Annotated in this window: 21 protein-coding genes; 16 read left to right on the forward strand and 5 right to left on the reverse strand. The window is 61.3% G+C overall.

Going from position 1 to position 22,744, the window contains the following annotated elements:
• Positions 1 to 475: 475 nt before the first annotated feature.
• The gene (locus AB8B33_RS12490) at positions 476 to 1,420 is read left to right on the forward strand and encodes a DUF3616 domain-containing protein (protein WP_439015613.1); all 945 of its coding nucleotides are present in this window, start codon (positions 476 to 478) and stop codon (positions 1,418 to 1,420) included.
• A gap of 113 nt (positions 1,421 to 1,533) precedes the next feature.
• On the opposite strand, the gene AB8B33_RS12495 is transcribed toward AB8B33_RS12490, so the two are convergent.
• Entirely contained in the window at positions 1,534 to 2,424 is an 891-nt protein-coding gene (locus AB8B33_RS12495) for a LysR family transcriptional regulator (RefSeq protein WP_439015614.1), read from the reverse strand.
• Positions 2,425 to 2,539: 115 nt separating this feature from the next.
• Between AB8B33_RS12495 and AB8B33_RS12500 the strand changes: the two genes are divergently transcribed.
• The 7 genes from AB8B33_RS12500 (at position 2,540) to AB8B33_RS12530 (ending at position 8,551) form a co-directional block, all read left to right on the forward strand.
• Positions 2,540 to 3,484 carry an AEC family transporter gene (locus AB8B33_RS12500; RefSeq protein ID WP_439015615.1) on the forward strand — a complete coding sequence of 315 codons (945 nt, stop codon included), beginning with the start codon at positions 2,540 to 2,542 and terminating at the stop codon, positions 3,482 to 3,484.
• A 166-nt stretch (positions 3,485 to 3,650) separates the two neighbouring features.
• Positions 3,651 to 3,836, forward strand: a complete 186-nt coding sequence (locus AB8B33_RS12505) for a hypothetical protein (RefSeq protein ID WP_439015616.1) — start codon at positions 3,651 to 3,653, stop codon at positions 3,834 to 3,836.
• 154 nt (positions 3,837 to 3,990) lie between these two features.
• Positions 3,991 to 4,713 (forward strand): DUF6892 domain-containing protein, encoded by a 723-nt coding sequence (locus AB8B33_RS12510; protein ID WP_439015617.1) that lies wholly within the window; start codon positions 3,991 to 3,993, stop codon positions 4,711 to 4,713.
• Positions 4,714 to 5,056: 343 nt separating this feature from the next.
• Positions 5,057 to 5,854, forward strand: a complete 798-nt coding sequence (locus AB8B33_RS12515) for a class I SAM-dependent methyltransferase (RefSeq protein ID WP_439015618.1) — start codon at positions 5,057 to 5,059, stop codon at positions 5,852 to 5,854.
• Positions 5,855 to 6,461: 607 nt separating this feature from the next.
• Positions 6,462 to 7,097: a hypothetical protein gene (locus tag AB8B33_RS12520; protein WP_439015619.1), complete on the forward strand. Its 636-nt coding sequence runs from the start codon at positions 6,462 to 6,464 to the stop codon at positions 7,095 to 7,097.
• 59 nt (positions 7,098 to 7,156) lie between these two features.
• Positions 7,157 to 7,909 carry a hypothetical protein gene (locus AB8B33_RS12525; protein WP_439015620.1) on the forward strand — a complete coding sequence of 251 codons (753 nt, stop codon included), beginning with the start codon at positions 7,157 to 7,159 and terminating at the stop codon, positions 7,907 to 7,909.
• Positions 7,910 to 8,137: 228 nt separating this feature from the next.
• A complete protein-coding gene (locus AB8B33_RS12530) occupies positions 8,138 to 8,551 on the forward strand; it encodes a hypothetical protein (protein ID WP_439015621.1) in 414 nt (137 codons plus the stop codon).
• A gap of 67 nt (positions 8,552 to 8,618) precedes the next feature.
• Here the strand turns inward: AB8B33_RS12530 and AB8B33_RS12535 are convergent, their stop codons facing one another.
• Together AB8B33_RS12535 and AB8B33_RS12540 are read right to left on the reverse strand one after the other, a co-directional pair.
• Positions 8,619 to 9,290, reverse strand: coding sequence for a VOC family protein (locus tag AB8B33_RS12535; protein WP_439015622.1), 672 nt, complete (start codon positions 9,288 to 9,290; stop codon positions 8,619 to 8,621).
• Between the two features lie 104 nt (positions 9,291 to 9,394).
• On the reverse strand, positions 9,395 to 10,312 hold the full coding sequence (locus AB8B33_RS12540; RefSeq protein WP_439015623.1) for a LysR family transcriptional regulator: 918 nt from the start codon (positions 10,310 to 10,312) through the stop codon (positions 9,395 to 9,397).
• Between the two features lie 133 nt (positions 10,313 to 10,445).
• Between AB8B33_RS12540 and AB8B33_RS12545 the strand changes: the two genes are divergently transcribed.
• The 3 genes from AB8B33_RS12545 to AB8B33_RS12555 all read left to right on the forward strand — a co-directional run bounded on the left by AB8B33_RS12545 (position 10,446) and on the right by AB8B33_RS12555 (position 13,712).
• Positions 10,446 to 11,315, forward strand: a complete 870-nt coding sequence (locus AB8B33_RS12545) for an aldo/keto reductase family oxidoreductase (RefSeq protein WP_439015624.1) — start codon at positions 10,446 to 10,448, stop codon at positions 11,313 to 11,315.
• Between the two features lie 284 nt (positions 11,316 to 11,599).
• Positions 11,600 to 12,616 carry a carbon-nitrogen hydrolase family protein gene (locus AB8B33_RS12550; RefSeq protein WP_439015625.1) on the forward strand — a complete coding sequence of 339 codons (1,017 nt, stop codon included), beginning with the start codon at positions 11,600 to 11,602 and terminating at the stop codon, positions 12,614 to 12,616.
• A gap of 196 nt (positions 12,617 to 12,812) precedes the next feature.
• A complete protein-coding gene (locus tag AB8B33_RS12555) occupies positions 12,813 to 13,712 on the forward strand; it encodes a hypothetical protein (RefSeq protein ID WP_439015626.1) in 900 nt (299 codons plus the stop codon).
• A gap of 35 nt (positions 13,713 to 13,747) precedes the next feature.
• Here AB8B33_RS12555 and AB8B33_RS12560 read toward each other — a convergent pair whose 3' ends face one another.
• A complete protein-coding gene (locus AB8B33_RS12560) occupies positions 13,748 to 14,083 on the reverse strand; it encodes a hypothetical protein (RefSeq protein ID WP_439015627.1) in 336 nt (111 codons plus the stop codon).
• A gap of 74 nt (positions 14,084 to 14,157) precedes the next feature.
• Here AB8B33_RS12560 and AB8B33_RS12565 point away from each other — a divergent pair, with 74 nt between their 5' ends.
• The 5 genes from AB8B33_RS12565 to AB8B33_RS12585 all read left to right on the forward strand — a co-directional run bounded on the left by AB8B33_RS12565 (position 14,158) and on the right by AB8B33_RS12585 (position 21,564).
• Complete coding sequence (locus AB8B33_RS12565) at positions 14,158 to 16,611, forward strand: hypothetical protein (protein WP_439015628.1); 2,454 nt, start codon at positions 14,158 to 14,160, stop codon at positions 16,609 to 16,611.
• A 30-nt stretch (positions 16,612 to 16,641) separates the two neighbouring features.
• Positions 16,642 to 20,508: a hypothetical protein gene (locus AB8B33_RS12570; protein WP_439015629.1), complete on the forward strand. Its 3,867-nt coding sequence runs from the start codon at positions 16,642 to 16,644 to the stop codon at positions 20,506 to 20,508.
• A 55-nt stretch (positions 20,509 to 20,563) separates the two neighbouring features.
• Positions 20,564 to 20,815, forward strand: coding sequence for a hypothetical protein (locus AB8B33_RS12575; RefSeq protein ID WP_113325223.1), 252 nt, complete (start codon positions 20,564 to 20,566; stop codon positions 20,813 to 20,815).
• Positions 20,816 to 20,968: 153 nt separating this feature from the next.
• A complete protein-coding gene (locus AB8B33_RS12580) occupies positions 20,969 to 21,172 on the forward strand; it encodes a hypothetical protein (protein WP_025669549.1) in 204 nt (67 codons plus the stop codon).
• A complete protein-coding gene (locus AB8B33_RS12585) occupies positions 21,169 to 21,564 on the forward strand; it encodes a hypothetical protein (RefSeq protein ID WP_439015630.1) in 396 nt (131 codons plus the stop codon). The genes AB8B33_RS12580 and AB8B33_RS12585 overlap by 4 nt, the downstream gene beginning before the upstream one ends.
• 199 nt (positions 21,565 to 21,763) lie before the next feature.
• Here AB8B33_RS12585 and AB8B33_RS12590 read toward each other — a convergent pair whose 3' ends face one another.
• The gene (locus tag AB8B33_RS12590) at positions 21,764 to 22,597 is read right to left on the reverse strand and encodes a hypothetical protein (protein WP_439015631.1); all 834 of its coding nucleotides are present in this window, start codon (positions 22,595 to 22,597) and stop codon (positions 21,764 to 21,766) included.
• Between the last annotated feature and the right edge of the window lie 147 nt (positions 22,598 to 22,744).

Genomic DNA, 22,744 nt, shown 5'->3' on the forward strand with positions numbered 1-22,744 from the left:
ATCTCCCCCACAAGGAGGGAGATTGGCTAGGAGCGCAGGTTTCCTCAAATTATCAGCGTTGCGGCCGGCGAAACGGTAGAGAGGGGCGAAGGTCAGGCCGCTTGTCGATCTCCACCCTTGTGGGGGAGATGTCCGGCAGGACAGAGGGGGTGTCACTCGGCACAGCTTCAGTTTTCAGCCCTGACCCGTTGCTGCCGGGACCCGAAAGAACAGGTGAAATCCATTAGAGAATAAAAGTATCGGATCCGCACATTCATAGACCATCAAAGCTGACTGACCGAAACATTCTGCAAAACAAATCCATGAAGATGAATTTTATTCCTGAAAAATAGACTACTATAAATTTATATAACCACGCAAAATGGACTACATATGATTTATTACTAAAATTATCTTGACGCGCACCTTCTGCGATAGTTTACTTGCATATTGCCACCTCACCGGGAGGTTGCGCATCGAGACGGGGGCTTGTCGCATGAGCAATAGCAGCCGCGTTATCCTTTTGGCCGTGTTCTCCTCACTCGTTGGTCCGCTGACAGCCAATGCCGCGCACCACGCGTACCGAGGCATTTGCGAGGCCTCGGCCGCAGCATTGGTCGATAAGTCTCATGTGGCCGTCGCAAGCGACGATTTCTCTGCGATCATGATCTATCAGCGGGGAAAGCCGAAACCGGTCAAACATTTCGCCGTCGATGATGTGACTGACATCGAAGGCAGCGCCCGTGTCGGCGACACGATTTTCTGGCTCACATCCCATTCGCTCAACAGCAGTGGGGAAGACAAGAAAAAGCGCAAGGAACTGTTGGCAACCGCCGTATCCGCCGACGGGACATTGTCCAATTCCGGCGAAGTCTATCGCAATCTTCGTGCGGACATGGCCGCAGCACTCGGCAGCAGCGAAGACAGTTTGAAGACCCATCTCAACATTGAAGGTCTGGCAGCGACACCCGAAGGGCATCTCCTGATCGGCCTGCGGGGACCGTTATCCGATAATCGCGCCATCGTGCTCGAACTCGCCAATCCGATGCAAGTGGTCAAACTGGGTACCGGCGACGTGGGCTCTGCGCAAATTACCCCTCCCGTCATGATGGACCTTTCCGATGGACCGGGAACGACTGGCCGCGGCGTGCGTGACATCGCGCTGGTCGGCAACCGATATCTCGTCCTTGCAGGCTCCGAGCCAGATGGCGGCAACCCGCCACCAAAGCTTTTCTGGTGGGATGGAAATAAGGAAGGCCGGGTAACGCCCGGTCCGGAAGTTGATTTCAAGGGGATGACGCCGGAAGCAATCGTGGTCTGGAACGATCAGGAGGGCGAAATCCTCAGCGATAGCGGCGGCGCGCTGATCAAGGGCGTGGAATGCGCCGACAAGGATCCGCCGAAGGACGCCTTCTTTCCCACCGTCGACCTGAAATTCTGAGTTTCGGCAACGTTTGATCCGGCAAGGCAAATGCGTGCCGAGCGTGATCAACGCCGCCTTGGGCTAAGAACAGGTCCCCGTCGCCCGGTGAGGGTCTGGGACCGTAAACGCCATCACACCCGCCCCTCGACACCCGCGCCGGCTGCCACCTCGAACAACTGCGGCACAGCTGGGTTCTTCGCCGTGCGCGAGGCGCAGAGCACGACATCGAATTCCGGCGCATTGTCGAGCCGCCGGTACACCACGCCCTCCGCCAGATCGCTGCAAAGCGATTGCGGGATCAGCGCCACGCCCAGCCCCTCCTGCACCAGCCGGATGATCGTGTGCTGCAGGCGCGGCTCGAAGGCAAAATGCGGGATGACGCCGCCGGCAGCGCAATAGAGGCCGATCGCCCAACGCAGCGTTGGCGCCACGGTTGCGGGCGCGGCGATCAGTTTTTCGCCCGCAAGCGACTGCGGCCCGATGGTTTCGGCCTCGGCCAGCGGGTGGCCTGATGGCACGATCAGGCACAGCCGGTCACGGGCAAGCAGCAGCGTGCGCAGATGCGGTGCGGGACCGCCGCCGAAGGTGACGGCGGCATCGAGTTTGCCTTCGGTGAGCATCTCCTCGATATCGGTGGGTATGCGCTCCTCCAGGATCAGCCGCACATCCGGACGCGCCCGCGAATAAAGCCGCACGAGCGCCGGGATGACGCTATGAGCGGCATGCATCATGAAGCCGAGCTTCAACTCACCCTTCATGCCGCTGGCGACCAGTTGCACATCGCGGCAGGCAGCATCGAAGCGTTCAAGCACCGCGCGGCAATCGGCCAGGAAATGCCGGCCGGCCGGCGTCAGCGCCACATTGCGCGAATTGCGCTCGAAGAGCCGCACACCGAGCGTCTTTTCGATGGCTGATATCTGCCGGCTGAAGGGCGGCTGGCTCATGTTCATGCGCGCGGCCGCATGGCCGAAATGCAGCGTTTCGGCCAGCGCCACGAAATAGCGCATATGGCGTGTGTCCATTCGATACCCCAGAAGTATCAATCAGCATTGCAGATGACATTGGATTATCTCGATCTCAGGCGCTAGGCAATGACCGCTCCAGGTACGGAGCTGTGCCGAATTGCCCGAGTTGCCCATGCTGACGAACCTTTCGATTGTCCTGCCGATCTTCGCCCTCATCCTTGCCGGCTGGATCGCCCGCAAGACTGGGGCGCTCAGTGAAAATGCCACGCGCGAGGTCAACCGGCTGGTCGTCTATCTCGCTTTGCCCGCGCTCCTCTTCGATATCATGGCCAATGCCAAACCCGCCGAGATCTGGCAGCCGGGCTTCATCCTGGCGTTTACCGCCGGCTGTGCCGTCATCTTCGGCGCCACGCTCTTCTGGCGCGTCGCCAGGGGCCGGCATCTGGCGGATGCTGCGATAGACGGGCTGAATGCGAGCTACGCCAATACCGGTTTCATCGGCTTTCCGCTCGTCCTGTCACTGATCGGCGACACCGGCATGGCACCGACGCTGATCTCGACCATCCTCACCGTCTGCGTGCTCTTCGCCGTCGCCATCATCCTGATCGAAGGCGGGCTTCAATCCGAAACCCGGCGGCGCGATATCGCGCTCAAGACGGCGCGTTCGCTGGCGAAAAACCCGCTGCTGGTCGCACCCGTCCTCGGCGCTCTGGTGATGCTCTCGGGTGTGGCGCTCCCCGCCCCCGTGCATGCCTTCATGAAGCTCCTGGGCGGCGCCGCCTCCCCCTGCGCGCTGATCGCGCTCGGCTTGTTTCTGGCCGGCACCAAGGCCGGCGAAGCGGGCGCCCGGGCGACCACAACAAGCATTCTCGTCGGACTGAAGCTGATCGCCCAGCCCGTCGTCACCTGGCTGATCGCCGCACCGCTCCTCAACCTGCCACCGGCTGCCACCCATACCGCCGTGCTGCTCGCAGCGCTGCCGACAGGCACAGGCCCCTTCATGCTGGCGGAATTCTATGGTCGCGAAGCGAGCCTGACGGGCCGCGTCGTGCTCGCCTCCACGGTGCTTTCGGTGCTGACGATCTCTGCCTATCTGGCGCTGGCGGGGCGGGTATAGGAACTGGCGGCACCATCCATCTCAGAGCCCAAGAAATCGGCGCAGCAGTTTATCCATATCCCGCCTCTTGAACCGGCGCGGCGTTGCAGCATGTCCTTGACTAATCACTTTTCGTTAGTCGCCATTTCAGAGCGTGGCGGTATCTTTGGTCAGGGAGGATGCAGCCATGGAACGCGTAGAGCCTGCAGATGTCGAGCATGATGCCCTGACCAAGGTCTGGTCCGTTACTGAGTTCTGCACCCGACACCGGATCGACGGCAAGGAGGAGAAGCGGCTGCTGCAGCTCTTCGGCGCTTTCGCCACCGCCAGTGAACTTCTGCACAACGCCCGCCGCGAACCGCGTTTCCGGTAATCGCCCGGCAGCATCAGGCATTCGGGAGCAGGCCGGACACTCCATTCAGCGCGCGCAGATTTCACCTGGCTATTGTGCGGTAGCCCACCTTTTTTCATCCACCGGCTGCACTAGCTTCTGTCGCGGAGATCCGATCCCTGGTGCATGAGGCGGCATGATCCGAAGACGCAATCTGCTGGTCGGCGCAACGGCCGCAACCATGCTTGGCACGGCGAAAACGACCCGCGCCGCCTTTTATCCCGAACCTTCGGGAGAGCCGGGCGCGCCCTTCGGCGATCCCAATCTCAAGCTCGTCGTCATGTCCGTGATGATGGACAAGGGCATTCTCAATCTCGGCACACGTCAGGAACTGGCAGGCCATGTGCTCGGCCGCGCCGTCGATCTCGACACTGAGGGCCATCATCCGCTCCTGCCGGTGCGCACCTATCTGGAGCGCTATCCGCTGACGCGGGAGATGCTGGACCAGGTGGACACGCTCTATTTCGACGGCGGCAACACCATCTATTCCTACATCTGGAAATTCTGGAGCGGCGAAGATGACAGCTTCGATGTCGCCAGCATGGCTGGTATCGCCAACTGCCCCAATATCACCGCGCTAGATCTCACCTCGATGGTCCGCTTCGTCGATCTCGAAACGCTGAAACCACCGCTGAAGCTGCAATATCTCACCCTCGGTGTCGATCTCGCCAACCTGCCCGCGCTGCTCGACATGCCCGCTCTGCGCGGCGTGAAGATCTATGATAACGATATCTATCGCGATGTGATGACGCCGGGCAGTCCGGCCCGGCATGTGATGGAGAGGCTGAAGGCACGCGGCGTGTCGGTCTGGGTTCACTGGATATCAAGCGATCAGGGAGAGCCGCCGGCCTATCAATGAGCTGGTTAGAACAGGCCGATCAGCCGGGCGGAGCTGATCGCAAGGCCGGCGATCGCCACCAGGATGAAGGCGCACATGATGACGAGAAAGATCGGGTTCTTCACTGTTTCTCCTTCGAGGCCGGGCGATGGCTGGAGGGTGACCTAGCAGCTGCCGACAACAGCGACAACCATTCCGCCGACGACTTGTTTGTCACAGACCCGTCTGCGGGCGGGCCGCATCATCGACACCGGCCAATTCGACACCTCAAAAGCCGGATATCGTAATTGCCCGCCACGCCGCAAAGATGCAGGATCAGCTGCCGTATTCATTCCAGCCGGCATTGAGGGAAGCAGGGCCGATCATGTCATCGATCACCACAGGCAATGCCGAGCAATATAGCGACAGCAAGAAGCTAGCCGCGCGTGGGCGCCTGAACCGCGAATATACGATTGCCGAAACCGGATGGTTTCCCTGGGTGGCGCAGCAACTGCCGCTGAAACCGGGCGATGCCGTTCTTGACATCGGCTGCGGCCCCGGCTGGTTCTGGGCCTCGGTGGCAAACGAGCTGCCGGAGGGCCTGAACCTCACGCTCGCCGATCTCTCCCCCGGCATGCTGCAGGAAGGGCTGGAGCGCTGCCAGGCGCTCGGCTTCGCCGCCGTTTCCGGGGAGCAGGCCGATGCCGCCGCCCTGCCCTTTGCCGACGCCTCCTTCGACACCGTCATCGCCATGCACATGCTTTACCATGTGGCCGATCAGGCCAAGGCGATCGCCGAAATGCACCGCGTGCTGAAACCGGGCGGTCACCTTGCGGTGACGACAAACGGCGCGGGTAATATGCGCGGCATGTATGCGCTGACCGCAGTTTTCGGCAGCCCGCCCTACGACCCCGCCGGCGCCGCCTTCGGCTATGAGACGGCCGAACGGCTGATGCTGGCCGAGTTCGGCAATGTGACCATGCGCGAGCACCCGGCGCATATGCGGATAACGGAGCCGGAGGATGTATTTCTGGCGCTGACATCGTATCCACCAGGTGACCGAGCAAGCGAGGAAGAGCTTACGGCTTTCCGGGCGGCGATATCGGAGGCGTTCCAGACGGGCGGCGGCGTGCTGGAGGTGGGCAAGGAGACGGGGTTGTTTGTCAGCCGCAAGGCGGGGTGAGTGGTTCGGGCTCGACCGCGCTCGAGCGCGGTCGGCAGCATGAGAACCGGCGAAGGGCATCTCCTCCGGCATGGACCTTGCTATGGAGCGGCATCCCTCCTCCCCTCATTCCTGTGCTTGTCACAGGAATGAGGGAGGTTGGGGGTGCCGCCTCGCCAGTTCGGATCAGGCGTCGTCTAGCCAGTCTTGCATCGTTGCTGAACCGTCGGGAAACACCGGACGGGCGGATGAACACATCCAGCCAACCCTTCGAAACATCCACTCCACATATGATTCTGTTCACGGTAACCTGCCTTGTGCGTGCGGTTGGAACCAAGCGACTGTTCGGTCGTACGTGACGATGGTGACGATCCCTGGCTCATCCACGGTTGTAACCGGAGGGGAGAACGGGCGACGCTGCCACGCCTCTTGCCGGGTGGCCACCCGACAAGAGGCTCAATCGCACAAAATCACCAATGTGCAGATACAAGGGAGGAAAGCGCGTGCCCTGTCGCCCGAACACAGCACGCGGCCCCCTCTCCAGCCCATTCCTCCGCCTTACGCCGCCCCCACTTCACCCCAACAACCATCCCCACGTTAGCCCTATCCCAACTCAAGAGGTTGGTTCATGGCTACCGTCGTCTCTATCTGCAATCTCGCCCTTTCCAATATCGGCAAGGACAATATCAACGATCTCACGGAAAAGAGCGCCGAGGCGCGCGCCTGCAATCAGTTCTATGCGCAGACCCGCGATGTACTGCTGCAATCCTTCCCTTGGGCTGTGGCGGGCAAGACCGTGGCGCTGGGCGCGCTCGACAATGACAAGCCGGGTGTGTGGCGCCACTCCTATGCACGGCCGGCCGATTGCCTGCAGATCCGCTGGATCAGGCCCCGTTATTCCGCCGATGCCGTCATACCGCCCGAAACACTGAAGCCCGATCTCGATGAGGCCGGGCGCGAGATGCAATATGCTTATGCGCTCGAGGGCGACCGGCTCTATTGCGATCTCTCGCCGGCGCTGCTGCGCTATACCTGCCGGCTCACCGACCCGACGAAATATTCGCCGCTCTTCATCGAGGCGCTCGCCTGGCATCTGGCCGTGCGCCTTGCCATGCCGCTGACGCGCGATCCGAAGATCCGCGCCGATGCGATGGCGCTGGCGCAGAGCAGCCAGCGGGCGGCTGAGCAGGCCGAGGCCAATCAGGTGAGGCACACGAGCGAGAATTTCGTGAGCGAACTGATCGCGGTGCGCGCCCATGGCTGATTTTCGCGCCTACCAGCCTTCCTTCACCGCCGGCGAACTTTCGCCCGCCCTCGGCGCCCGTGTCGATCTCACCAAATATCAGACTGCGCACGGCGCTGAATGTCTTCGTGCACCCGCATGGTGGTGTGTCGAACCGGGCCGGGCTGCAATTCATCCACGAGATCAAGGACAGCTCGAAACAGGCCAGGCTGATCCGCTTCCAGTTCAATACCGAGCAGACCTATATCCTCGAATTCGGCGACAAATACATCCGCATCTTCCGCGATGGCGGGCTGGTGCTGACGGGCGCCGCCCCTTACGAGGTTGCGACCGCCTATACGGCAGCAGACGTGCAGGACCTCGTGTTCGTGCAGGAAGCCGACGTGCTCTACCTCTGCCACGTCAATCACCCCGTACGCAAACTCGGGCGGCTGGCCGACAACAACTGGACACTGACGACGGTCCAGTTCAAGCCGCTGATCAACCCGCCGGCAGGAACACCTGTCGTCACCAAGCCCGGCGATACAGCAGGCAAGCCGGGTTATGTGGCAACCACATACCGCTACCGTGTCTCTTCCGTCGCCGATAGCGGCGAGGAAAGCCTGCCGTCCAATGCCGGCGCCACCGTCAACGACCTCGCCATCCAGGGCGGCATTAACCGCGTGGCCTGGAGCGCCGTTGCGGGTGCGGCGCGCTATATCGTCTACCGCGACGATAACGGCATTTTCGGCTATGTCGGCGGCACGACGGGCCTGAGCTTCGATGACGAGAACATCACGCATCTCGGTGGATGCCTTGGTATTTATCGACATAAGCACAGGGACGAATGGTGACGCCATCTCCGCTATAGGCCCAGTATCCTCTCTCTTCACTGGCCTGATGATTGCTCGTAGCCGCGCCACGGGTAACTCAGGAGGTGGCGGAACTGAACTTGGGGCTCTAACCCCAGTCAGGACGAATGCCTCGGCTCAGGTAATGCGCGAGGTGGACATAGCCGGTACAGCAAGTGTGGCAGCATACTTGACAGGCTGGGATGATTGGCAAAGCAAGAGGTTTTGGGCATGACCACGGTTTATGTAAGACAGGACAGTGAGGGAAAAATCCTCGAAATTCTGGGGGCTCCGCAACCAGGGATGCCAGATGTCACCCCTCACGACGACCAGGAACCCTTAATCGCCAAATTCCTCCGCGACCCGCTCGGCCTCGAAGACGCCTTCCCTTCCCTCAGGAAATGGCAGCTTTGGCTCGCCGCACTCGAACTCGAGCCGCCAGTTTTCAAGGCCGATGTCCTCTCCCTCATCAACGGCATGGCTGACATGTCGGTGAAGGACAAGGAAACCGTGCGCATCATGATCGAGGACGCACAGGAATATTCCCGCAACGATCCCCGCATCGATCTGCTCGCGGTGGCGATGGGCATTCCGCCGAACCAGATGGACGATCTCTGGAAATGGGCGGCCCAGATCGAGCCTTGATGATGTGAGCTGCCGTAAAATGGTCGGCGGGGCCAGCCAATCCGGCCGGCCCCGCTCGCCAATGATTTCATTGCGGCAGCGGCTTGCCCGTCTGCTCGGCCATCATGTATTCCGCATACCAGTCCGGCCAGTTTTCGTCATGCTTGCCGCCATTGCGCTTCTCATGCTCGCCATGGGCTTCGGCTGCCCGGCGCAGCCCTGCAGCAAGGTCTTTCGCCGTGCCGAAGGCGGCAAGGTCGGAGGTGATGCGACCCGGCAGCCGGGCGGTGATTTCCTGGAAGAGCCAGCCGTTGCCGTCAGGGTCGCTGAAGGAAGCGAAGGAGCGATAGCTGCCGCGGTCGGGATCGGGACCGCTGACCCGGCGCCGGCCGAAGAGATAGGGCACGTCGGGCCCGCTATAGACCTCGCCCTCGGGATGAAAGGCCTCGCTGACCTCCACACCGCGCGCTCGCAACTCTTTGCGGGTCGCCTCGATATCGGAGACGATGAGATAGAGCCCCTGCGCAGAGCCCGGTGCCGCCGGTGTCACGTTTTTCCCGAAAATGACGGAGGCGTTCGAGCCCGGCGGGGTGAACTGAATCACCCGGTAATTGTCACCAGAGGAATAATCGGCATCGAGGCGCCAGCCGAGCCCGCCGTAAAATGCCTTGGCCCGGTCTACATCCGAAACGGGCACGACAATGATTTCCAGCTTCATCTCGCTCGTGCCGTTGCCGGTCATATTGCTTGCGCTGCTCATGATCTCCCCCTCCCATCGTCACCACGATGGTGTTGTTGATGATGGCGATGCGGCGAATGCATCGCCCGCCCCACTCTACCACGTTGCGGGCCGATGATCTCTTCTCACGCCTCCCGCGGCATCACCTTGACGAAATCGATGAAGGCGCGCAACGGCGCCGGCACCAGCCGCCGTCCGGGATAATAAAGGAAAGGGCCGGAAAAGCTCTCCCACCAGGGCTCCAGCACCGGCTCCAGAGCGCCGCTTGCAAAATAGGGTTTCAGCCAATCCTCGAAGGTGAAGACGACGCCGGTTCCGGCGACTGCAGCATCCACGGCGAGATCCGTGCCGCCGCCATTCTGGACGATCAGCGGGCTCGGCGGATCGACCCTGACGATCTCACCATTGCGCTCGAACTCCCAGACCGGGATGGCGCGGCCGGCAAAACGCCCGCGGATGCAGGCATGTTGAAGCAGATCCCGCGGATGCTCCGGTCGCCCGTGTTCTGCGAGATAGGCGGCTGAAGCACCGCCGGCATAACGCTGGACGCGCGGGCCGATCGGCACGGCGATCATGTCCTGTTCCAGCCGCTCGTCATAACGGATGCCAGCATCGCAGCCTGCGGCAATGATATCGACGAAATTCTCCTCGGTGACGATTTCGAGGCGGATATCCGGATAAGCTCTTAGAAACGCCGGCACGATGCGCGGCAGCACCAGTCGCGCCGCGCTGACGGGCACATTGAGCTTCAGCGTGCCGGCCGGCCGATCGCGAAAATCTTTGACGAAATCGAGCGCCGCATTGATCTCGCTAAAGGCGGGGCCGAGCCGCTCCATCAGCCCGCGGCCGGCCTCCGTCGGCACCACGCTGCGTGTCGTGCGATTGAGCAGCCGAACGCCAAGTTCCGCCTCCAGCCGCCGCACCGCATCGCTGAGCGCCGATGAGCTCATATGCCCTGCCCGCTCCGCCTCGCGGAAACCACCGGCCCTTGACACAGCGAGAAAAGCGCTGACATCACTGATTTCTGGCGAACCTTGCTTCATAATCCTGATCTCACCGATTGTCCTCCATACAGGACAGCCCGTCCGGATTATAGCCGATTGTCGCAGCAATGATACGGGCCTATCTCCCTCGTGCCTTCAATCGGGGCCTGCCTTCAATCGGAGAAGAGATTTCATGTCCACTGTCGAAAAATCCGGAACCTTCAAGCTCGGTGACCGCACGGTAAAGCGGCTCGGCTACGGTGCCATGCAGCTCGCCGGCAAGGGTGTCTTCGGCCCGCCGCGGGATCGAAACGAGGCGATCGCCGTGCTGCGCGAAGCCGTCGAAAGCGGCGTCGACCACATCGACACCAGCGATTTCTACGGCCCCTTCGTCACCAACCAGATCATCTGGGAAGCGCTGCACCCCTATAGAGACGATCTTGTCATCGTCACCAAGGTCGGCGCGCTGCGCGGGTCCGATGCTTCCTGGAGGCCGGCCTTTTCAAAGGAAGAGCTGACGGCGGCGATCCACAGCAACCTGAAAAACCTCGGCCTCGATGTTATCGAAGTGGTGAACCTGCGCGCCATGTTCGATGTGCATGGTCCGGCCGAAGGCTCGCTCGAGGCACCGCTGACGGCTCTCGCCGAGCTGCAGCAGCAGGGCCTGATCAAGCATATCGGCCTCTCGAATGTAACCGCAAAGCAGGTGGATGACGGCCGCAAGATCACCGACATCGTCTGCGTCCAGAACCAGTACAATCTCGCCAACCGTGAGGATGACGCGCTGATCGACAAGCTCGCAGACGAAGGCACGGCTTACGTGCCATTCTTCCCGCTCGGCGGTTTCTCGCCCCTGCAGTCCTCGACGCTCTCGGATGTCGCCGCCCGCCTCAGCGCCACGCCGCTGCAGGTGGCGCTCGCCTGGCTTCTCAAGTGCGCGCCGAACATTCTGCTCATCCCCGGCACATCCTCGCGTGGTCACCTCAGGGAAAACCTCGCAGTTGCCGATATCGAGCTGCCCGATGATGTAATGGCTGAGCTCAACGGCATTGCCGCAGCGTAAGGCGCCTGACTCTACGCAAGGCAAACATATGGCGGCGGATCATCCGCCGCCATCCAGGAAGTCGCGTCACAGCCTCCTCACGGGCACCTCCCCAGATTGACGAATCGCGCCGGCAGCGACATCTTCTGGGTCAGGCGTGGCCTGCGCCCAACCTCCATCGATCCTCCCCGGCAGGGTCTTTTAAACGGAGGCAAAGGGACTTCCGTCTCGGGTTCGAAAACCTTGGTCCGATCGCTCGGGCGTGGTTGCCGGGGAACATGCGCCCGTGACGGAAAGGCCTGACAATGACCCGAAACGGAAACTTCAAACGCAGGGTGCGCACCCGCGCCGCAAAGACCGGCGAATCCTATACTTCAGCCCTCAGCCACATCCGCGCACCGCAAGCAACATCCCGAACAGAACCGCAAACGGATGAGCCCGCCGGCAAATCCCTGCGGCTGGCGGTCGCCCAGACGACGGTCCGCCTTGACCCACGCGATGCCGACGCCTTCCGCGCCAACGGCGCCGAAATGCGCCGCCTCATGCGCCAGGCGCACGATGCCGGCGCCCGCCTCCTCCACTTTTCCGAGGGAACGATCTGCTTTCCCAACAAGCGCATCCTCTCCGAAATCGGCCCCGCCGAGATCGGCGCTGCCGACTGGAGCCGTTACCAATGGGAGGTTCTACACGAGGAGCTGGAGGAGATAAGAAAGCTCGCAAGGGAGCTCAAACTCTGGACGGTCTTCGGCGCACCCCACCGGCTGACCCCGCCGCACCGGCCGCATAACAGCCTCTACGTCGTCTCCGACCGGGGCGAGTTGGTGACGCGCTATGACGAGCGCCTGCTCTCCCACACCAAAATCTCCTTCATGTATTCGCCGGGCAAGATCCCCGTCACCTTCGAAGTGGACGGCCTGCGCTTCGGCTGCGCTGCCGGCATGGAGTCGCACTATCCCGAAATCTTCATCGAATATGAGAGGCTCGATGTGGACTGCGTGCTCTTCTCGACATCGGGAGAAACACCCTCCGCAGCCCCGCCCTTTGCCGCCGAAGTGCTGGGTCTCGCCGCCAGCAACACCTATTGGGTCAGCTACGCCTCCCACGCCCCGCAGAGCGTGATCGCCCCCTGCGGGATCGCTGCTCCCAATGGCCAATGGGCAGCCCTCTGCCCAGCGGACGGCACGCCCGGCATCGCCTTTGCCGACATCACCACCAATCCGGAGAACCCCGCGCGGCCCTGGCGGCGCACCGCCCGCGGCGATCTCTACCGGCTGCACCAGATCGAAGGCGACCCCAGAAGCGACAGCCGCGAGGCGTTCTGAAGTCCATAGCCGGCGGGCAAATTGCTCGTCGGCATCCGATCGCGTCCGCCTACGCCTTTCGCAGGAATTGCAACTATCAGTGAAATCCCTATCGTCGAGCCCGAAAGCCGACCACGGGAGATCTGATGTGGAGACTTGAGCGGGCTGCGTGGTAAGCCCAGCCCGTCTGCCATGTCCTCTCTCATCGAGCCCCACTATGGATGAGACCAGGAAGGACCTTGTTCAGGCGTCAATTGCACCCCGATCCTCCAAAGACCGGCAGCGACTACGGCTCGCCCTCAGCGCATTTGCCGAAAATGATCCATCCATCACTTGGCCATCCATCACTTGGATTGAGGCTGAAACCGGCAACGCGCTCCTGAGAGCCGCAAACGAAGCCGATCTCGCCATCGCTCTCGATGAGATCAAGCGCGCCTACGCAATCGACGCCGACATCAGTCCGCCGAAGGTCGTCTACCGGGCGACCATCGCGCGGGTCACCGAGATCGACTACACCCACAAACGACAGATCGGCGGAACCGGCGAGTTCGCCCGCATCAAGCTGACCGCCACAGCAAACGATATCGGCCGAGGCTTTAAATTCCGGTCAGAGATCGTCGGCGGCGCGGTGCCGGAAGCCTATATTCCTGCTGTCGAAAAAGGCCTGCGATCGGTCATCGGCCCAGGCATGATCGCCGGTGATCCCGTCGTCGATATCAGCGTCATCCTGTTCGATGGCGCCTTCCACGATATCGATTCTTCACCCCTCATCTTCGAAACCGCCGCGCGTATGGCGCTGCGCCAGGTGCTTGATATGGGGGAGCTTGTCATTCTCGAGCCGGTCATGCGGCTGGACGTCGTCACCCCGGCAGACTACGCCGAATTGATCGCCGCCGATCTGCGGGCGCGGCGCGGCCGGATCGAGCGGCTGAATCTGGATGAAGACTCTGCTATCATCCACGCCCTCGCCCCGCTGGCAAACCTGCTCGGCTACGGCAACCAGCTCAATGCCCGGTCCGATGGACGGGCAAGCTACAGCAGGCGCTTCGACCATTATGACCGGGTTCCGCCCGAGCATCCCGAACCACCATTCCGGCCGGCGGCCGCAATACGCTGACAGAGATGCGAAAGACGCAGCCTGCCCCACCCTCACTAAGCGAGATGTTTGAGGTCACCGAGATAACCAAGGCCCGCGAGCACAAGCACGACAATCAAGCCGGATAACACGCCTGCGAAGCGATCTGCGCTTTTGCGCCTCACAAAACGGACGATGAAAAATACGATCAACCCGACGACGAACGACGGCAGAGATCCGCCAATCATCTCGCCGATAAATCGGGGCGCCCCTGCCGCCGGATAGGTCGCACCCGTCGCGATGAACCGCGCGACAGTGCAGACCAGCGCGACTGCCGCCAGGATCGCAATTCCCGTTCCCACGCCGCCTTTGCCAGCGGTCGAAGCCCCACGCATATCAGTCCCATCAGCCATCGGCATTCCTCCCCCGATTTAGAAAACAACTCTTGCGCACCTACCCCTGTCTCTCGGCCGAACGGGAGACAGACATGGATAATGTGCAGAACAATAACGCCTTGTCGCGGAAACAAGCCCGGCAGGCCGCAGCCACTGCAAGCAGCATTATTCAATCCTCGGATGAAAATCCAGAGCAGGTTGCGGAAGATAGGGATCTCGCGGTCACGTACGTGCGCGTTACTGGAAATCCTCCCCCGCCTCCCCAGATGATGCCGGGGAATCGCGAGTTTTTTCAGAGAATTATCGACGCCGAACGCAACAGACTTATTCTGTCAATGTCGCCGCGGACGGCAAGCTGGCTCAGCGAAAACCCCTCTGCAGCGATTCTGGCGAAGGACGATATCCACAACCTCTCTTCCTTCGAAGAGATGGCGCAGCGGTTCGGCCAGGTGCCGAAGGCTTTCGGTGACATAAAGCCTCCAGCGAAGGAGCCGGTCGCCTCATCCACAAATCCCGAAGCTCCTCCGTCGACAAGCCCCGTAAGCCCAGCGACACCGCAACAGGCGCCAGCCTCAAATGCCGTTAGGCCAGACACCCCCCCCAATCCACCACCAGAAGATGCGGGCTCGAATCCGCAGCCCGTGTCTTCGCCGGTCGATCCAGCGGGTTCGAACGCTCCACCTCCTGATCCACTGGGAGGACCGATCCAGCCCACAGCGCAGCCAGCGGGTCCGGCCACGGAGAACGCTGCGCAACCGGCCGCTTCTCCTCCAAGCTCCATCGCGCCGATCGCGGAAAACGCTCCTTCCGCCGCCGAAAGCAGTCTCAGCGAAGACGATAGGAAAAAAGAAGAACTCATCGCTGAGATCCGTAACGCAAGGAAGCTGTCTCCCGAACAGTACGAGGTACTCAAAGAAAAAGTCCGGACGCAGCCTTGGTTCGACGCCGCCACTGCTACGCTCTACTTGGGTGCCGTGTATGAAGGAAGGGCTACAGCTGATGACATCAATGACATCAATGCGCAGCTACAGTCTCGGTACAGCAAGGTAACGACAGAGAGCGGAATCCAAAATTTTAAGGAGCTGGGCAAGGGTACCGCTACGGGTGTCGTTGTAGGCAGTGGCCGCATAATGGAGGGCACGGGTCAGCTTCTCAACACCCGCCCCGCTGAAGGGAAAAAGGCGCTCATAGACGAAATCGCCCGAGCAGGAACGCTAACTCCTGATGAAATCGATAAGCTGCGATTGAAAATCGATCAGCAAAGCATCCTTCCGCGCGATCTCGCCCAGAGGGCGATGTCCGAAGTGCTGGCAGGGGACCTGACGCCCGAAGACGTCGAGCAGAGATTCGAACCTCTGTTGAAAGAGATTTCCGAAAACTTGCAGCATGGAGGCGAACACGTCGCCGATTACGGCAAGACCATGCTGCCGGCAGCGCCTGGATACGAAAACAGTTACGGCCGGCAGATCGGGGAAACCCTCGGCCAGGCACTGCCTGCGACGGGAACGACATTTGCTCTCGGCCCCTCAAGCATCGCAGGCATCATAGGCGGCCTTATTGTGGAATCGTTGCGAGCGGCAGGAGACGGAACTGCTGCTGCGAGAGAAGCGAATTTGCCGGAGGATAAGCAGACCTTAGCGGCCATGCTCTACGCTCCGACCGCGCTCGCCGATCTGATCCCATTCGGAAAAGCTGCATCGTCGGTACTGAAGTTCCTTCCCGTAGGCACGGTCGTGCAACATTTAGTCAAAACAATCGTCAAGGATGGTGCGGCACAGGCAACTCAGCTCGTAGCCCAGAACACCATCAAGCACTTTCTCATCGACCCAAAGCAAGAGATTCTCGAAAAGGTCAAGGACACGTTCATCGCGGGCGGCTTTGCCGGTGTGGGCAAAGAACTCTTGCTTGATCTCGGCGAGAAACTGCTTCTACGCAAGCGCGGTTCCTCACACATTTCCGCATCAAAACCCCAAGCGGCCGTTCAAGACCGCCAGCAATTTGAGGAACTAGCAACGACGGTAGAGTCGTCGAAGTTTCGCGAACGCGACCCCGAAGGGCACCGGCAATATACTGCTGAAGTGCTGGAAGACACGAAAGCCAAACATGCCTACGCGGCGAGCGAGAGTGTTGAGAAATATGTCAAGGCGACGGGCAAGGATCCTTTCGGACTGAGCGGCACTCACGACATGCAGGTAGTAAAAGATACCGGCAGTGATCTCAAACTCCCTATGAGCGGCTACTTAGCCCATTCCTCCCCCTCCAAAGCGGACGCGGACTTTAGGGACAGTATGCGCTTTGGCGCCGACGCCTTTAACTATTCCGAAGCCCTTGCCTCGCACATGGGCGCGCCTGCGCACCGCCCCGTCCCGATGAGCAAACGCAGCGATTCCGATCCCGAACCGATACCCCTTGGCTACGTAAGGGTCGGCGATGGCGCGGCGTCGCCTTCTGCTGTCCTGAAGAAAACGGGCCGCGTCGCAAATTCCGGAAACACAAAACGCAATCCAGACGGGCTGAGCATCACCAGCCACCAGCAGCAGCCCTGACCGCCAGTCGATTTCCCAAGGGGATTCCCGTTGAACAATCTGACCAACAATCCAGCTGATAGCGATGACCTTTTCGCGCAAGCTCTGCCCAACAGCCAGGCGGCGGAAGCACATATTCCCGCCACAACCAACCTTCTCTTTGTCCATCCGGATCGTAATCCCGATGCCCGCGCGCCAAACAGCGCCGACGGCCTGACGATCCTCGATATTTTCCGCAAGCCCGATCTCTCCGCCATGCTGTTTGGAGCAAGTCGCTACTTCCTTGAAACCATGCAGGACATGGCGGCCCACGGCATCCGTCCGGTGACCGAAGATTTCGCCCATCTCGAAAGCTGGTGGCGCGAGAACGCCCGCGCCGCCGCCGCCGATGGCAGTCGCGCCACGCCCGGCGTCAAGATCACCGCAAAAGACGTGCTCGCCGCTCTCGACCACGGAACCACCGGCAGCCGTATCAAAGACGCTGCTATCGACACCGCCATTCAGTCCCGCTTCGCACATGCCGCCGAAACCTATCTGATCGAAGCCAAGGCCCCCTCACCCGAGATGCGCAGCGTCTTCGAGCAATTCCGCGACTGGTTGCTGTCGATCTACCGCCGCCTCGTCGCCCTCGACATCTCCATCGCCCCCGACATCGCCGCCATTTTCTTCCGCCTGCTGGCCTGCGACACAGCCATCGAGATGGCCCGGCAGGATGTCGGCGGCGAAGTGCCCGTCTTTGCCGATGCCCGAGCCGCCGCCCTCACACAGCCGCAATACGACCACCTGCTGAAGCTACGAGCGCTCGCCTCGGAGGAGGCGAAAGCCCAGCTGTTGCGCCAGATGATGGAGCCAGTACGGCGCGAGGACGAGAAGACCTACAAGGCGGAAAAGGCTTCCGTGCAGCGCGAGGTGGAGAAGGAGATCAACGCCACCAGCCTCTACCGCGCCATCGAATGGATGGCGAACCGCCGCTGGCTGCATGTAGAAACACCCGCACCGGAAGACAACATCCGTTTCGACAAGACTGCCCTCGTGGCGCGCTATGGCGCCGCCATTCTCAACGCCCTGCCACGGGGCGAGCATCCGCTTTATGCCGATGAAGGCGGGCTCGATCCCGATATCGTTGCCGATCTCTTCGGCCTTGGTTCCGGCGATGAGCTGGTGGCGGCCATGGCGCTGGCGCCGGCCCGCGCGGATGCGATCGCGTTCGAAGTCGAGCGTGTCATGCTGCGGCGCCACGGCGATATGCTGATCGATGGTTCGGCCGAAGAGCGGGCGATTGCCGCTGTCCATAATGACAGGCGGGCGCAATGGCTGGCGGCCGAACTGAAGGCGATCGTCGAGGTCGCCGGTGGTGGCGAGGGGCTGACGGTCGATGAGGCTGAAGCCTATGCGCTTTCGGCCACCGCGGGCATGGAGGTCGGCGATGCGATGGACGGCGCGCGTTTTCTCGCTGCCGGCCGGCGCACCGGCATGGAGGCGGCCCGGATCGGCCATGAGCTGGCGCAGGATGAAAGCTGGCGAGAGAGGGCAAGCCGGGGGTTCGCTAGCGAAGGCGAGGCGCAGACGGCCCCTCACCCCGATCAAGACGAGCGGATCGGCAAGCTGATCACGGCCAAGCGCCGGCAGCTTCTCAATCATGCGATCTATGCCGAAGGCCTCAAAATATCAGCCGAAGTCGAAACATTTGAGACTGATGCCGCGCGTCTGGCAAGCGGCCCGGCGCGCGAAAAGCTTGCGGAGGCGAGCCGCCGCGACAATGGCCACATTGATTATCTCGGCGCGATTGATGCCCTGCTCGAGCGCTACGGCCTTGGCGGCGAAACAAATGGCCGGCAAGCCGGGCAGAATGATCCACGCATGGCGCTTAGAAACTACATCCTGGCCATGAAGGAAGCCGGCCGGGAAAACGAGCTTGCCATTCCCGATAGCGTGCTGATCGCCTCCGGGCGCCAGTCCTACAAGGAGATCACGCTGGAGCGTTTCCGCGCCGTCATGGCTGCGGTGAAGAATCTCGAACATGCAGCAGAGCGCGCCAGCCGGCTGACCGATGCCGATGGCGAGGCGGATTATGACGAGACCGTCACCGCGCTCGGCGACGCCATCGTCAAGACCTCGCCACCCGCCGACGACGGATTCCTGAACCTCCCGCATCTCGATCACGCGCTGGAAGCAGGCGCCCAGTTGCGGCAGATCGGCGGCATCGCCTATCAGGCCATCAAGGCGCCGCTCGATGCAGCTGCAGACCGGCTTGCGCTGCGCAGAGAGAAGACCGCCGCCGACCTGCAGGCGCTCTATGATCTCTACTCGCCCGAGGAGATCAGCGAGATGGCGCAGCCCCTTTACCTGCCGGCGCTCGGCAAGTCCCTGTCAAAATGGGAGGCGATCGCCATTGCACTCAATGCTGGCAATGATGCAAACCGCCGGCGACTGACGGATACTCGCATCCCCGGCGCGCTGGATGAGGCCGGACTTGGCGCCGTGCTCGCCTCGCTGGATGAGCGCGACGCGGATTTCGTGCAATCCGTCTGGGATTTTCTTGGCCGTTTCCAGCCCGATATCGCCACGCGCGAAAAGCGCCTGACCGGCATCGCGCCGCAATGGGTAGAGCCCGCCCCGATCACCATCGCCGGCAAGGCGCTGAAGGGCGGCTACTATCCGCTGGCCTATGACAGCGCAGACGGGCCGCCGGACCGGGCGCAGGCGCTGGCATCGGGCCGTGTCACCAAGTCGCAAACCGAGGCCGGCCACGGCCGGTCCCGCACCGATCTCATGGGTCGGCCGCTCGATCTCGATATCGCCGTGATGCACCGGCACGTCAATCATCTGCTCTACGATCTCGAATTCTGCGAGCCGCTTGCCAATGCCAGGCGCCTGCTGGACGATCCCAAGCTGGGGGCCGCCTTCGTGCGGACCAAAAACTTCGCAACTTCGCACCGCCTTAAAGTCTGGCTGGACGAAGCCGGCGCCGGCGAGCTGCGCGCCGCAGATGGCATCGGCCGCATGGCACGCCTCATGAAGAAGAACCTCACCGCGACAAGCCTCGCCAATGATCTCGCGACAGCGCTTTCGCACCGCTACCGGCTGGACGACATCATCGCCGCAACAGGCAGGGGCGATTTCGCCACCGCGCTTCAAGATGCCTTCCGCACCGGCATCATCGACCAAGTCACCATCCGCTCGCCCCTCATGCGGGGTCGTCAGGCTTTTTCGGATGCCCGAACGGCGTGGGAGACGTTGGCCCGCTGGCTTGAGGAGACGCTGCGATATTGTTTCATCGAGATACCGGCCTGGCTCGCGCATTATCACCAGGGCCTCAAGCAATTCGGCGGGGATGAAGCGAATGCCCTTGCCCATGCCGATACCGCCATGCAGCAGGCAATATTCAACCCGTTCCCGGCCCATGCCGGCGGGGGCGAAACCCTACGCATCTTCAAGGCCCTCGGCGCACATCTTGCGGAGAAGTTCAAGGCTAGCGCCGCAGGCATAAATCAGAGCGCCGCAGCCATCGATCAGAGCGCCGAAGCCACCGATCAGGACGCGGCCGCCCGGCAGGGCATTGCACTCGCCATGGATCTGATCGCGCTCACCATGACGGACAGGGTGTTTACCGCCGCCCTCGGCGGACACGATCATGACGGTACATGGCCGGCATATCTCGCAGAGCATACCGGCTATTCAATCATGGCCGCCCTGCCCGAAATCCGCCATGCGCAAAGCCCGTCCGCGGGCAGGGCGAGCGATACGAGCGATACAAGGGCGCTCGCAAAGGCCATCCACCCGCCGCGCGGCGATCTTGGCATCGGCAACGAGCATATCACCGAAATCCTCGAAGCCACCGGCCTCTCGGCGGAGTCGCCCGCCGACGCGATGCTCAGCACGGCGAATGCCGGCCTGGCAAAGATCGCGGGGCAGTGATTTTCGCTCTCAACCGTTCGCCCCCTATCCATGATGCCAAAAGAGGAATGGCATCATGGACGAAACAACCCGCAACGAGCTTGAAAAGCTGCATGGCAGGATCAACGATTTGAAGGAGCGTGTCGTCTCTCTGGAAGCGCAGCAGCCGCATATCAATGCCGCCCTGCTGCGCATCGAAGGCAGCGTCGAGAAGCTCGCAAACCGCATCGGCAAGGCGCTCTGGGCAGTCGTCGCCATCGTGCTGACACCGCTCGCAGGCCTGCTGATCAAAGTGATTGCGTCCGGCGCGCTCGCCCGCTTTCTCTAGAGCAATTCCAACAAAAGTGCGTAGTTGTTTTGCGTAAGGAATTACGCAAAAACAAAGAGATATAGTATTTTCCTGATCTAAACTCTCCGAGTTCAGCCTGACAACTCTTCCCAGGCCATCCTGCCGCCATCCATCACCATCAGGGCAGCAGACATGACCCTCGTCTTCATCCGCATTCTCCTGCGTTACCTCGCCGCCGTCCTCGTCACCCGCGGGCTGATCGCACCCGATCTCGGCGAGATGATCTCGCGCGATCCCGATATCGCCATGGCCCTTCAGGTGGCCTCCGGCGCACTCATCGCGGCAACAGCCGAAGGCTGGTATTATCTGGCGCACCGTTGCGGATGGGCGAAATGAAGTGGCTGACGGACCTGCTGCTCGGCGGCATCATAGAGAAATTCACCGGCCCGCTGCTCTCGGCCTATCAGGCCAAGCTCGCGGCCGAGACCGACCAGCAGAAGCTTGCCGCCGCGGAAGTCATCAAGGGCATCGAGGCCGCCCGCGACATCGCCGTGGCCGAAGCCGCCGACCGCTGGAGCGCCACCCGCCTCGGCCGTCTGCTGATCGTCGTGCCTTTCGGGCTCTGGTGGGCGGCGATCTACATGGTGCAGATCCTCAATCCCTGGTTCGCGCTCGATCTGGTCGTCATCGACGTGCCGCCGCGCATCAATGACATGGCGCTGGTGCTGATCCCCGCCATCGTCATCGGCGATGCCGGGGCACTCTTGGCACGGCGATTGAACAGATAGGCAAGACACCGACTCAACCATTGCCTGTCATCATCACCCCATCAAGAGAGCGACGGGTTGGGGGCCGAATTCCTCCGGTGACCTTGCGAAACGCCTTCGGCCGGCGCCAGGCGCTCTCTTGATACCCCATTCCAGGAAAACCCGTGATCACTCAGCTAATGCCGCTAATGGCCGCCTTCAGCCCGAAGCGGACGAAATTTCACGATGAGCCTGAAAGGATACGGATAGCGCGGTCGAATATCTTCTGATCGACATGTCCTGCGCCAGGAATGATTTCCATCCTCCACGCAAGTTGTCCCCCGCATGAGGTCGCAAGGCCCTGGCAGAGCTTAAAATGCCACAGGCCGCGTGCAAGGCGATGTGGGCCTTGCGCCATGGCTTCTTCGTTGCGTGGAAGATCAGAAGCTGTTCCATCGCAGTCGCACTCCCCAAGCAAGATGGTCAAGCGCGCGCCGAAATATCGGTTGAGTGCAACCGCATCCAGATCAAGACCACCCATTCCGCTCGGATACGCGACTTCCAGATCGGGAAGCATATAGATTCCACTGTTCGATGCGACCGCCTGGTCGACAAGGGCGGCTCCGTTGAGTGCCAGATAACGGAGAACAAACTGGGAGCCTGCTGAGTTGCCGAATAACCCAAAGGTTTCTCGGCGCGATCCCAAGCTGTCTCTGACCTGTTTGAACAGCCTGTCTATAATGCCGAAGGTCCAATGTTCCCGTGGAAGGACCGCAGCGTCAGGGCCATCAGGCCTCACATTTCCATAGTTGTAGGCATATACATCCGGAAACGCCTCCGTATCGAATTCAGGAACGAGAACAATCATTTGGTGGAGGTCTGCGGGTTGCCCGAGCACATCTCGAAAATCGGATGCTTTGCGGTCAAGTCCGTGCATTCCAACAGCGATACGGGTGTCGGCGGTGATTTTGTCAGGTAGGAAATAGAAAACGCGCAGAAACTGCCGCTTCCCTGCCGCGTGGTCTTTGAAGACAAAGGAGCCAAAGCGATCGCTCGCAGAAAATACGTCTAACATAACCATCGATCCGTCGTTAAGAACTTTGCTGAAATCACTTGAAATTACGGATCAGTTGCTCTGTTTGCAACGTTCGCTTGTGGCGCGAAGCTGCCTCGTGCCTTGCCGGCATCTCCCGGCGAATTTCGCAAAGCCTTCGTTCACCTA

This window comes from Rhizobium sp. 768_B6_N1_8 (assembly GCF_051811225.1).
Classification (GTDB): Bacteria; Pseudomonadota; Alphaproteobacteria; order Rhizobiales; family Rhizobiaceae; genus Rhizobium.